Annotated in this window: 10 protein-coding genes; 4 read left to right on the forward strand and 6 right to left on the reverse strand. The window is 61.3% G+C overall.

What is annotated here, in order from left to right; translation table 11 throughout:
* Positions 1–13: 13 nt before the first annotated feature.
* Positions 14–262, reverse strand: coding sequence for an IreB family regulatory phosphoprotein (locus ACTNB1_RS00780; protein ID WP_087341123.1), 249 nt, complete (start codon positions 260–262; stop codon positions 14–16).
* A gap of 223 nt (positions 263–485) precedes the next feature.
* Here ACTNB1_RS00780 and ACTNB1_RS00785 point away from each other — a divergent pair, with 223 nt between their 5' ends.
* Together ACTNB1_RS00785 and ACTNB1_RS00790 are read left to right on the forward strand one after the other, a co-directional pair.
* A complete protein-coding gene (locus tag ACTNB1_RS00785; protein ID WP_441167384.1) occupies positions 486–959 on the forward strand; it encodes an RNA polymerase sigma factor in 474 nt (157 codons plus the stop codon).
* Complete coding sequence (locus ACTNB1_RS00790; protein WP_441167385.1) at positions 956–2,425, forward strand: serpin family protein; 1,470 nt, start codon at positions 956–958, stop codon at positions 2,423–2,425. Before ACTNB1_RS00785 ends, ACTNB1_RS00790 begins: the two co-directional genes overlap by 4 nt.
* A 49-nt stretch (positions 2,426–2,474) precedes the next feature.
* On the opposite strand, the gene pheT is transcribed toward ACTNB1_RS00790, so the two are convergent.
* Positions 2,475–5,165 carry a phenylalanine--tRNA ligase subunit beta gene (gene pheT / locus ACTNB1_RS00795; protein ID WP_441167386.1) on the reverse strand — a complete coding sequence of 897 codons (2,691 nt, stop codon included), beginning with the start codon at positions 5,163–5,165 and terminating at the stop codon, positions 2,475–2,477.
* An 18-nt stretch (positions 5,166–5,183) separates the two neighbouring features.
* Positions 5,184–6,209 (reverse strand): phenylalanine--tRNA ligase subunit alpha, encoded by a 1,026-nt coding sequence (gene pheS, locus ACTNB1_RS00800; protein WP_441167387.1) that lies wholly within the window; start codon positions 6,207–6,209, stop codon positions 5,184–5,186.
* A 371-nt stretch (positions 6,210–6,580) separates the two neighbouring features.
* On the opposite strand from pheS, the gene ACTNB1_RS00805 reads away from it, so the two are divergent.
* Both ACTNB1_RS00805 and ACTNB1_RS00810 read left to right on the forward strand, forming a co-directional pair.
* Positions 6,581–8,110, forward strand: a complete 1,530-nt coding sequence (locus tag ACTNB1_RS00805; protein WP_441167388.1) for an NAD(P)H-hydrate dehydratase — start codon at positions 6,581–6,583, stop codon at positions 8,108–8,110.
* 14 nt (positions 8,111–8,124) lie between these two features.
* On the forward strand, positions 8,125–8,739 hold the full coding sequence (locus tag ACTNB1_RS00810; RefSeq protein WP_441167389.1) for a hypothetical protein: 615 nt from the start codon (positions 8,125–8,127) through the stop codon (positions 8,737–8,739).
* Here ACTNB1_RS00810 and ACTNB1_RS00815 read toward each other — a convergent pair.
* The 3 genes from ACTNB1_RS00815 to ACTNB1_RS00825 all read right to left on the reverse strand — a co-directional run bounded on the left by ACTNB1_RS00815 (position 8,736) and on the right by ACTNB1_RS00825 (position 12,045).
* On the reverse strand, positions 8,736–10,079 hold the full coding sequence (locus ACTNB1_RS00815) for an MATE family efflux transporter (protein WP_441167390.1): 1,344 nt from the start codon (positions 10,077–10,079) through the stop codon (positions 8,736–8,738). The genes ACTNB1_RS00810 and ACTNB1_RS00815 overlap by 4 nt on opposite strands.
* A 96-nt stretch (positions 10,080–10,175) precedes the next feature.
* Positions 10,176–10,736 (reverse strand): N-acetyltransferase family protein, encoded by a 561-nt coding sequence (locus tag ACTNB1_RS00820; RefSeq protein WP_441167391.1) that lies wholly within the window; start codon positions 10,734–10,736, stop codon positions 10,176–10,178.
* Positions 10,729–12,045 carry a 2-hydroxyglutaryl-CoA dehydratase gene (locus tag ACTNB1_RS00825; RefSeq protein WP_441167392.1) on the reverse strand — a complete coding sequence of 439 codons (1,317 nt, stop codon included), beginning with the start codon at positions 12,043–12,045 and terminating at the stop codon, positions 10,729–10,731. The genes ACTNB1_RS00820 and ACTNB1_RS00825 overlap by 8 nt, the downstream gene beginning before the upstream one ends.
* Positions 12,046–12,047 lie beyond the last annotated feature (2 nt).

The following is a 12,047-nucleotide window of genomic DNA, read 5'->3' on the forward strand; positions in this document are numbered from 1 at the left end:
GTCCGTGTGGCACTCAGTCGCGGAGATACTGCTTCACCAGCTCTTGGAGCAGCTCGTCCCGATCCAGCTTACGGATCAGGGCACGGGCGTTGTTGTAATTGGTGATATAGGTGGGGTCCTCTGAGAGGATGTATCCCACGATCTGGTTGATGGGGTTGTAACCCTTCTCCTGCAGAGACTGATAGACCGAGGACAGGATCTGCTTGATCTCCGGGTCCTTGTCGTTTTGCAGGCTGAATTTACGGGTGTAATCCATCTCCATGCCTGATACACCTCCCTGTATCAATCTGTTTCCCATTGTAGCCGAAAATTTTCACGATGTAAAGAGAAAGACCAAAATTTTATGATTCTTTAAGAAGTAGCTGCAACCCTTTGCCGCCTGCCATGGTATGATAGATGACAGAGGTCCCTGCCGTCTCTGCCCCGGGGCATGGGCGGATACGAGGCGGGGGACCCGCTGGATGCCCAAAAGAGAGGTGAGGCACATGACAGAAGAGAGGACCGCCCGCGCCCAGATTGCGCGCTGGGGGGATATGGTGTGGCGGCTGGCTCTGGCCCGAACCCGGCATATCCAGGACAGTGAGGATGTGTTCCAGGAGGTGTTTGCCCGCTTCTTCCGCCATGAGGGATTGCTGGAGAACGATGAACACCGGAAGGCCTGGCTCATCCGCTGTACGCTGAACTGTACGAACACCCTATTATCTGCCCGCTGGCGGAGCTGGCTGCCTCTGGAGGAGGCAGTGACCCAAACTATGGAGCCGGAGGACCGGGCGGTGTACCGGGCAGTGCTGGAGCTGCCGAAGAAATACCGCACCGCCATCCACCTCCACTACTATGAGGGCTATTCTGTCTCTGAGATCGCCTCCCTTACCGGTGCGAAGGAGGGGACAGTGAAAAGCTGGCTGTCCCGCGGCCGGGAGAAGCTGGCCCAGGCCCTGAAAGGAGAAGATCTTCCATGATGGATCATTATAAACGAGCAAACGATGCTCTCCACCCCACGCCCGAGGCGGTGGAGCGGGCAGTGGGCAGTGGGACTTTGCGGAAAAAGCGCAAGCCTATGAAGGCCCTGGTGCCCGCGGTGGCGGCGGCGGTGGCGGTTGCCCTGCTCATTACTGGAATCCCCGGCACAGGCGGCAATAATAGCGGTCCTCTGGCTGGCAGAGCCTACGCCATCGCTCTGCCCACGTACCCCGACCTGCCCCAATATCCTGCCGAGCCTGCCTTTGCCACCGAGGCGGCCTGGGAACGGTATCAGGAAGAGTACGACGCCTATTGGAACGCCTGGCGGGACTACCGGGACGAGGTGCCGGCGCTGTACAAGACACCGGAGCTGGAGGAGGCTTTGGCGGCTTTCACCGGGGAGAGCACAGCTCTGGCCCTGGCGGGTGAGGACAACCGGATCTATTCCCCTGTGTCCCTGTGGTTTGCTCTGGCCATGCTGGCTGAGACCACCGGAGGAGAGACCCGGCAGCAGGTGCTGGACGCCCTTGGAGCCTCCGACCTGGAACAGCTCCGGGATTGGGCGGACATTTTGTGGCATACCCTTTACCAGGATGACGGCACTGCAACCACCCTGCTGGGCAACTCTATCTGGCTCAATGAGAACGTGACCTTCCACCAGGATGTGCTGGAAAACCTGGCGGAGCACTACTACGCCAGTTCCTACCAGGTGCCCATGGGCACCGACGAGGCAGACCAGGCCCTGGCCGACTGGGTGGCGGAGCAGACGAAGGGTTTGATCGGCTCTGACGGCAAGGTGCTGGAAACCACGACGGATACCCTGAACGTGCTGGCCTCCACCCTTTATTATCAGGCGGGATGGAGCGACGAGTTCAACGACAGGCTGACGGAGGAGGACATCTTCACCGCAGCCGACGGCACCGAGACTCAGGTGGACTTCATGCATACTACCCGGGATGCCACCTTCCTGCGGCAGGACGGTTACCAGGCCGCATCCCTGGGTACCAAAGGGGGCACCATGACCTTCGTTCTGCCGGACGAGGGGGTCAGTCCCGCCGACCTGCTGGCGGACCCGGATTTTCTCACCCAGCTCACCCAGTCCGAAAATGAAATTTACGGGGAGGTCCAGTGGTCGGTGCCCAAGTTCGATGTGGATTCCACCCTTAATCTGAAACCCACCCTGGAGGGGTTGGGAATCACTAACGTCTTTGATGCCGATGCATCCGACTTTACCCCCCTCACCGACATTGAGCCGGTGTGGCTGGACCAGGCCAAGCAGATCGCCCGGGTGAAGGTGGACGAGAAGGGGGTGGAGGCCGCCGCTGTCACACTGATGGCGGATAACGCCGGTGCTGCTCCGCCGGAGGATTCCAAAATCTGTGTCATGGACCTGGATCGTCCCTTCCTCTTTATCATCCGGGACGGAAGCGCCATCCTCTTTGTAGGCGTGGTGGAACAGGTATAATGGAACAAAAAAGCCCCGTCGGCCGACGGGGCTTTTTTCTATGGTTTTGTTACCGCAGGATGGCGCCCAGCTGGCTGGCCAGAGCCTCCAGCACCTTCTTCACGTCGGCGTCAGCCTCCTCACCGGTGAGGGAGCGGTCGTCGGCACGGAGTACCAGGTTGAAGGCCACGGACTTCTTGCCCTCATCCACGCCCTTGCCGCGGTAGATGTCAAACAGGGACACCTGCTTGATCAGCTTGCCGCCGGCAGAGCGGATGCAGTCCTCCAGCTGGCCCACGGTGACCTTCTCCTCGCACACCACGGCGATATCCCGGGTGACAGAGGGGAACTTGGGCAGGGGGACATACTCAGGATCGGCGCCCTTGGCGCAGCGCAGCTGCTCCAGCTCCAGCTCGGCGCAGTAGAACTCGGTGTCCACACCGTAATTCTGTGCTACCAGGGGATGGATCTGACCCAGCACGCCGATGCGGCGGTCACCGACGTATACATCGGCTACCCGGCCGGGGTGATAGGAGGGGTTGGGTACGCAGGGGACCTCAAAGCGGACATCCTCTGCCCGGAGGTCCTTCAGAATGGCCTCCACTGCGCCCTTCAGGGTGTAGAAGTCCATATCGCTGCCGTAGGCGCCCATGGACAGCACCTTGTTCTCCACAGCCAGGCCATCGTCGCCGCCGGGCAGGTAGGTGCGGCCTACCTCGTACAGACGCACGTTCTGATTGCGGTAGTTGTAGTTGCGGGTCAGGATCTCCAGCATGGAGGGCAGTACAGTGGTGCGCATGATGGAGGTGTCCTCACCCAGGGGGTTGAGGATCTTGAAGGACTGGCGGCGGGGGTCGTCGGCAGCCCAGCGGATCTTGTCGTAGCAGGTGGGGGAGATGAAGGAGTAGGTGATGATCTCGTCATAACCCATGGCCCGGCACATGCTGCCCAGCTGCCGCTCCAGCAGCTCCTCTTCGCCGTAACCGCCAAGGGTGGTCTGACCGCGCATGAGGGTGGTGGGGATGTTGTTGTAGCCGTGGAACCGGGCCACTTCCTCCGCCAGGTCGGCCATGCCGATGACGTCGCCGCGCCAGGAGGGCACGGTGACCTGATCGCCCTCCACCTGGAAGTCCAGCTTCTTCAGGATGGCCACCATCTCATCCTCGGCCACATCGGTGCCCAGCAGGCCGTTGATGCGCTCAGGCTCCAGCTTGAGGACACGGGGCTGGGGCACGTAGTTGAGGATATCGATGGTGCCGTCCACCACATCACCGGCGCCCAACAGCTCCACCAGTTCGCAGGCACGTTCCACGGCGGGCAGGGTGTTCATGGGGTCCAGGCCCTTCTCAAACTTGGCGGAAGCCTCAGTGCGCATGCCCAGGGCCAGAGCGCCCTTGCGGATGCAGGTGCCGTCGAAGCAGGCAGACTCGAACACCACGTCGGTGGTGTCGGCCACGATCTCGCTGTTCTCGCCGCCCATGATGCCAGCCAAGCCAACGGCACGGTGTTCGTCGGCGATGACCAGGTGGTTGGCGTTGAGGGTGTGCTCCTTGCCGTCCAGGGTGGTGAGCTTCTCACCCTCCTCGGCACGGCGGACGATGATCTTGCCGCCCTTTACATAGCGGTAGTCAAAGGCGTGCATGGGCTGGCCGTACTCCAGCATGACGTAGTTGGTGATATCCACAATGTTGTTGATGGGACGCACACCCATGGCGCGCAGCCGCTCCCGCATCCACTTGGGGGAGGGGGCGATCTTCACGTTGCGCACCATCCGGGCGGTGTAACGGGGGCACAGGTCGGCTGCGGGAGTCTCTACGTCCAGCAGCTCCACCAGGCTGCCGTCCGCGCCGCCCTTTACCACCGGCTGGTGGAGGGAGAGGGGAGCGTCAAAGGTAGCGGCGGCTTCCCGGGCCAGGCCGATGACGGACAGGCAGTCGGGCCGGTTGGGGGTGATCTCAAACTCCACCACGTGGTCGTCCATGCCGATGACGGGTTTGATGTCGTCGCCGGGATTGCAGTCCTCGTGAAGGATGAAGATGCCGTCGGGGATGCAGTGGGGGAACTCAGCCTGCTGGGCGTGGAGATCCTCCAGGGTGCAGATGGAATCAGTTTTGGTGTTGTAGGCTACCATGTCCCCCTCGTGCAGGTTGGGGCAGATGGTGTCGGGAGCTGCGGTGGACCCGCCCAGGTCCAGGCAGGTGTGGAAGGTGAAGTCGGGCTGCATGGTACACTCCAGCACCCTGGCGGCCACCACGGGCCCGTAGATCTTGTGGCCGGGCTGCACATCCGCGGGGATGGAGGGCTTTTCCTTGTCCAGCGGCTTGTAGTCGTTCAGCAGGGCGGCGGGGACGATGGCGGCGTAGGGAAAATCCCGCTCATCCAGGCCCAGCTCGTACAGACCGCACATCATGCCGTTGGACACCACGCCCCGCAGCTTGCCCTTTTCGATTTTCTTGCCGCCGGGGAGGGTGGACTTGTGGAGGGCTACAGGTACCAGGTCACCCACATGGACGTTCCAGGCGCCGGTGACGATCTGTACCGGCTCCTCCTTGCCCACCTCCACCTGGCAGATCCACATGTGATCGGAATCGGGGTGACGTTCCATGGCGGTAACCTTGCCCACCACTACGTTGGAGATCTCCTCACCCAGGTCGTGGGTCAGCTCCACCTTGGAGCCGGAGAGGGTCATAGCCTCGGCAAATTCCTTGTCGGAGGCAGTCACAGTGACAAATTCATTCAGCCATTTTCTGCTCAGATTCATTGTTCCTACACTCCTTTCTTAGAATTGCTCCAGGAACCGCACGTCGTTCTCGAAGATCAGTCGCAGGTCGGCGATCTTGAACCGGCGCATGGCGGTGCGCTCCAGGCCGATGCCGAAGGCCCAGCCGGAGTACACGTTGGGGTCGATGCCGCTCATCTCCAGAACCCGGGGATGGATCATGCCCGCGCCCAGCAGCTCGATCCAGCCCTCGCCCTTACAGGTGGGGCAGCCTACGCCGCCGCACTTGTGGCACTGCACGTCCATCTCGCAGGAGGGCTCGGTGAAGGGGAAGTGGTGGGGACGGAACCGAGTCTTGGTGCCCTTGCCGTAGAGCTGCTCCACGACGGTGTTCAGGGTGCCCTTCAGGTCGGCCATGGTCACACCCTTGTCGATGACCATACCCTCCACCTGGTGGAACATGGGGGAGTGGGTGGCGTCCACCTCATCCTTGCGGTACACCCGGCCGGGGGCGATGATGCGGATGGGCAGCTCCATGGAGTCCATGGCCCGGACCTGCATGGGAGAGGTCTGGGAGCGGAGCATCACCCGGCTGTCCTCGTCAAAATAGAAGGTGTCGCTCCAGTCGCGGGAGGGGTGACCCTCCTCGGCGTTGAGACGGTCAAAGTTCAGCTCAGCCAGCTCCACCTCGGGGCCGTCCAGCACGGTGAAGCCCATGCCGATGAAGATCTCCTTGATCTCGTCCAGAGCGATATACATGGGGTGCCGGTGACCCTCTTTCACCGGCTTGCCGGGGACGGTGATATCCAGAGCCTCGGCCTCCAGACGGTCCTCCAGAGCCTTGGCCTCCAGCTCCTTGCCCCGGGTCTCCAGCGCGCTCTCCAGGGCGGCGCGGACCTCGTTGGCCAGCTGACCCATGACGGGCCGCTCCTCAGCGGACAGCTTGCCCATCTGCTTGAGCACCGCGGTGAGCTCGCCCTTTTTGCCCAGATACTTGACCCGCAGAGCGTCCAGCTCCTGGGCGTTCTGGGCACTTTCCATGGCGTCCAGCGCTTCCCGGCGGATCTGTTCCAATGTTTCCTTCATATAGTACAGCTCCTTTTGCTTTTTTGACATGAAAAAAGCCCTTCATCCCAACACCTGGGACGAAAGGCAAACCTTCCGCGGTACCACCCGCAATTCCCGCCTCTGGCGGGCACTCTCAGCCCCGATAACGTGGGGCCACGCCGTCCCTGTCTCCAGGGCCGCTCCAGGACGAACCGAGGGGGCCGAACCCTGCATCCGCTTTCAGCCGGTGACGGACGCTCTCTGACGGGTCGGGAACCGATCTTTTTCCCTTCTTCGCATGTAAACCTATATATATCACAGTTTTCCCCAAAGCGCAAGATAAAAATTGACGGGACGGGGACAGACGCATATAATGAGAGCCGAACAACAGCTTTGGGAGCGTGAACAGCATGCGGATCGTGACAGCGGAGCAGAGCCGGGAGATGGACCGGATTGCCATAGAGGAAAAGGGTATTCCCTCCACCGACCTGATGGAACGGGCGGCGGCTGCTCTGGCCGATGAAGTAATGGCCCTGATGAAAGACACCCCGGGCCGGGTGGTGTGCTTCTGCGGGCCGGGCAATAACGGCGGCGACGGGGTGGCCTGTGCCCGGCTGCTGCTGGAAGCCGGCTTTGAGGTGCGCTGTATTCTGGTGGGGGACCACGAGAAAATGACCATGGACACCCGGGCCATGGAGGTCAAGCTGGCGGCTGCGGGCGGGAAGCTGGAGCCCTTCCAGCCTGACGATGCCGGTTTCGCCGCCTGGTGTCTGGAATGCGGAGTCATGGTGGATGCCATCTTTGGTACCGGGCTCCGCCGACCGGTGGAGGGGGACGCCCTGACCGCCATTCATATGATGAACACCTGCGAGATCCCGGTGGTGTCCGCCGACATCCCCAGCGGGGTGGAGACCGACACCGGCCGGGTACTGGGTGCGGCGGTGGAGGCAGCGGCCACCGTTACCTTCACCTTGCCCAAGGTGGGGCATTATGTGGGCAAGGGCGGCCTGCATACCGGAAAGCTGGTGGTAGCTGATATCGGTATCCCGGCGGACCTGGTGAACGGGGCGGACTGCCCGGTGTGCAGCGTGGAGGAGGAGAATATCCACTTCCCCCGCCGTCCCCGGGACGCACATAAGGGAGATTTCGGAAAATGCTATATCCTGGGGGGCAGTGTGGGCTATACCGGAGCTCCGGTGCTGGCGGCCCAGGCGGCGGTGCGTTCCGGTGCCGGACTGGTGACGGTGGGTGTGCCTTCTCCTGTCTGGCCCATCGCGGCGGCCAAGCTGGACGAGGCTATGCCCTGTCCGCTGCCCGCCGGAAAAGAGGGACAGCTTTCTCTGGATGCCGGAGAAGCGGTCCACGGCCGGTTGGATGGCTGCGGCGTCTGCCTGATCGGGCCTGGCCTGGGTCGGGGAAACAGTGTCTCCGCTGTAGTGCGCCATCTGCTCCGTGAGATCCATATTCCGGTGGTGCTGGACGCTGACGGCATAAACGCCCTGGAGGGACATATAGATGTACTGGACGCCCGGAAGGGGCTGCACACCATCCTCACCCCTCACGACGGAGAGTTTGCCCGGCTGGGAGGAGACCTGTCCGACGGGGACCGGCTGGGGGCTGCCCGGAGCTTTGCCATGGAGCACGGCTGCTGTCTGGTGCTCAAGGGGCACAATACCATTACCGCCTTCCCTGACGGCACAGCCTACATCAACACCACCGGCAACCCCGGCATGGCCAAGGGAGGCAGCGGTGATGTGCTGTCCGGCATTATCCTGGCTCTGCTGGGTCAGGGAATGTCTGCCCGGCAGGCGGTGCCAACGGCAGTGTGGCTCCATGGTGCCGCCGGTGATCTGTGTGCCGCTGAGATCGGAGAGTACGGTATGACTCCCTCTGACCTGGTGTCCGCCCTGCCCCGGGTGATACGGGCGCATATGGAGTAAAGGGAGGGTGGTCTGTGGGCCGCTGTTTGGGTGTGTGTGTACTGACGATGACCCTTTGTCTGACCCTGACCTGCTGCGGCGGGGAGGGAGGAAGTCGGGCGGAGCAGCTGGCCCTGGACATCCGGGGAGAATATCTGGCTATGGCGGGGTGCACCGCTTCTATGGAGGTAATTGCCGACTACGGCCAGCGGGTGTATGAATACGGGATCGACCTGAACTGGCAGCGGGAGGGGGAGAGCGTGCTCACCCTCACCGCGCCGGAAAACGTGGCGGGGATCACCGCCCGCATGGCGGAGGGTGAGACAGCACTGGAGTACGACGGGGTCCGGGTGGAGACCGGTCCACTGGACGATACCGGCCTGAGCCCGGTGTCGGCGGTGCCCCTGCTGCTGGATTATATCCAGAGCGGTTATATGGCCGAGTGCGGGATGGAACAGGAAGAGGAGACAGAGGTACTGCGGGTGGTGTGCCGGGATCCGGAGGCCCAGCCAGGTACCGGTCGGGAATGCTCCCTGTGGTTCCAGCCGGACACTCATGCCCTCCTCCGGGGTGAGCTGTCCCAGGACGGCTATACCGTGATCCAATGTGTGTTTTCTTCCTTCCAAATTACCCCCGGTGTGGAAAACTAGGACTCCATTCCATCCAGCTTCCGGCGGAGAATATTCCGGCACAGGATCAGGGCGGCAGCGCAGGAGATCAGCTCCGCCACAGGGAAGGCCAGCCACACCAGGACCGGGCGGATGGCGCCCAGGACCAGGGCGGCGGGGAGGAGAAGCACCACCTGCCGCAGCAGGGAGATGGCCAGACTGGAGTTGGCCGCGCCAAGCGCCTGGAGGGCGGAGCAGAGAATGATGGAGACACCGGCGTATAGGAAGGACAGGGCGATCATCCGCAGGGCGGGAATGCCCTCCGCCAGTACGGCAGCGTCGGCGTCAAAAATACCAAGCAGAGGACCGGAAAGGGTCATCATCACCACCGTACCCACAGCCATGATACCCAGTGTCAGGGCCAGGGCAAAGCGGATGGTGCCGGTGATCCTTTCCTTTTTTCTGGCTCCGTAGTTGAAGCTGATGATGGGCACGATGGCATTGTTCATGCCATAGAGGGGCATGAACAGGAAGGACTGGAGCTTGAAATAGGCGCCCAGGATGAATACCCCGGCGGAGGTAAACAAGGGAAGGATCAGATTCATACCCATGCTCATTACTGTTGTAAGAGCCTGCATCAGCGCCGCCGGAATACCCACCCGGAGCATGTCCGCCAGGATGGAGGCATTGGGCCGAAAGCCCCGGAAGGACAGGGTGACGGAGGGCGTGCGGCGGACCATGATCAGACCAACCACCATACCCACCAACTGGCCCAATACGGTGGCGATGGCGGCTCCTGCCACCTCCAGCCGGGGGAAGGGGCCAATACCGAAGATAAGCAGGGGATCCAGCACCAGGTTGATGACCGCACCGATGCCCTGGATGATCATGGGTCCAATGGTGTTTCCGGTGGCCTGAAGGGTGCGCTCTCCCGCAAACTGCATGCACATGCCCAGGGAGACACCGGTGACGATGGCCAGGTATTGGCTGCCGTAAGTCACAACCTGGGGCACGTCGGAGAAGAGGCTCAGGAATGGCCGGGCAAAGCTGACCCCCAGGATCAGAAATACCAGCCAGCAGACCAGGTAAAGGAAGTAGCCGTTGGAGGTTACCTGTTCCGCTTCCTCTCTGCGGCCCTCTCCCAGACGCCGGGAGAGCAGGGCGTTGAAGCCCACGCCTACCCCTACGCATATGGCGATCATCAGGGTCTGTACCGGATAGACCAGGGACAGGGCCACAAAGCTGTCTCCGCTGAGTTTGGCGACGAACATGCTGTCCACCAGGTTATATAGTCCCTGAATCAGCATGGACAGCATCATGGGCCAGGACATGTTGAGCAGCAGCCGGCGCACCGGCATTACCGCCATTTTGTTTTCGTTCAATGGGATCCCTCCTGAATAACATAAAACGGGTATCGGAGTACGCATAAGCGCGCCCCGATACCCGTTTTTTCCTGCGGCGTGGCAGCCCGCAGGGGGTCAAAATAGTTGTGTATAGCGCAGGTCGTGACAGATCATATCATGGGGGAAGGGCACCAGCTGGACGGTGCCGTCCCAAGAAAAACCGTGGCGCTCGTAAAACCGCCGGGCACCCTGGTTTTCCTGCAGCACAAACAGCGTGCAGCCGGGATAGCCCGCAGCCTTCAGCCGCCGGAGTGCCTCCTCCAGCAGCAGAGAACCAAATCCGGAACCCGTTCGGGTGGGCTCGGTGTAAAAGGAGATCACTTCACCCCATCCAGGGTAATTGCCGGAATCTATGACCAGATCCGCGCTCTGTCGGGGGCTGGCCCCTGAGCGGATAGGCCCATAGGTGCAGCAGGCCACCGGTTGGTCATTTTCGTAAAGCAGTAAACCGTTACAGCGTTTGGTTTCGCAGTCTTCGCGGAAAAATGGGACCCAATGATCCTCGGTGATTACGTCCCTCAGATAGTCATCGGGCACAAAACCAGGGTAGGTTGTCCGCCAGCCCCGGCAGTGGATAGCGCTCATGGCGGCGAAGTGCTCCTCCGTGCAGGCATCCACGAAGCGGAGCTCAGACATGAACAGGCTCCTTTTCCTGGGTAGTCTGGGTCTGGGTCTGGGCCTCCTGCTTGGCGAGACCCCGGGCGTTGGCCAGCATCAGCTTGATGCGGTTCTCCTGGTTGATCTTGGTGGCGCCGGGGTCGTAGTCGATGGCCACGATATTGGAGTAGGGGTAATCGTCCTTCAGCTTGCGGATCATGCCCTTGCCCACAATGTGGTTGGGCAGACAGCCAAAGGGCTGGGTACAGACGATGTTGGGGGTGCCGGAGTGGATAAGCTCCAGCATCTCGGCGGTGAGCAGCCAGCCCTCGCCCATCTTATTGCCCTCGCCCAGGTAACCCTTAATGAGCTGCCGCAGATCCTCAAAGGTGCCGGGAGCCCGGAAGCCGCCCTTCTTCATGGCGGCGATCATGGCCTTCTGACACTTCTCCACGTAACCCTTCAGCACCTGGCAGGCCTTTTTCTTCACCCACTTACCGCCGTAGATGTTTACATCCACCTCGCGGTTATAGATCTTGAAGATGATGAAGTCGGTGAGGCCGGGTACCACCGGTTCGGCTCCCTCAGACAGGAGGAACTGCTCCAGATTGTTGTTGCCCAAGGGGGAGTACTTGATGTAGATCTCGCCTACCACACCCACTCTGACCTTGGGCTCTCCGGCTACAGGAATGGCCTTGAAGGCGGCAATGATGTGGTCAAAGTTGGCTACCATGCTCTTGAAGGACAGGCCCTTACCGGCGCTCATTTCAGAGAGTAGGTGATCCTCGATCTTCTGAATGGTCTCGTCAGTCTGGCCCTTGTTCACCTCGTAAGGCCGCACCTGGTTGGCGGTCTGGACGATGATATCGCCGTACATCATGGCAAATACGGCCTTGCGCAGGGTGCCCAGACCCAGCTTGAAGCCGGGATTGTGCTCCAGACCGGACAGGTTCAGGGAGATGACGGGCACGTATTCCAGCCCGGCCTTCACCAGAGCTTTGCGCAGCAGGTGGATGTAGTTGGAGGCCCGGCAGCCGCCACCGGTCTGGGTGATAAGCAGAGCCACCTTATGGGGGTCGTACTTGCCGCTCTTCACCGCGTTGATGAGCTGACCGATGACCAGCAGGGCGGGGTAGCAGGTGTCGTTGTGGACGTACTTCAGGCCCTCATCCACGATGTTGCGGTGGTTGGTGGTGAGCATTTCCACCTTGTAGCCCTCGGTCTCGATGATCCGGGCCATCAGCCCGAAGTGGACAGGGAGCATGGTGGGGAAGAGGATGGTGTATTCCTTCTTCATCTCCTGGGTAAACAGGAGCCGCCCGGTTTTATCGTAAACTAATTCTGCCATAG

Source organism: Flavonifractor sp. HCP28S3_F3 (assembly GCF_052065355.1).
Classification (GTDB): Bacteria; Bacillota; Clostridia; order Oscillospirales; family Oscillospiraceae; genus Flavonifractor.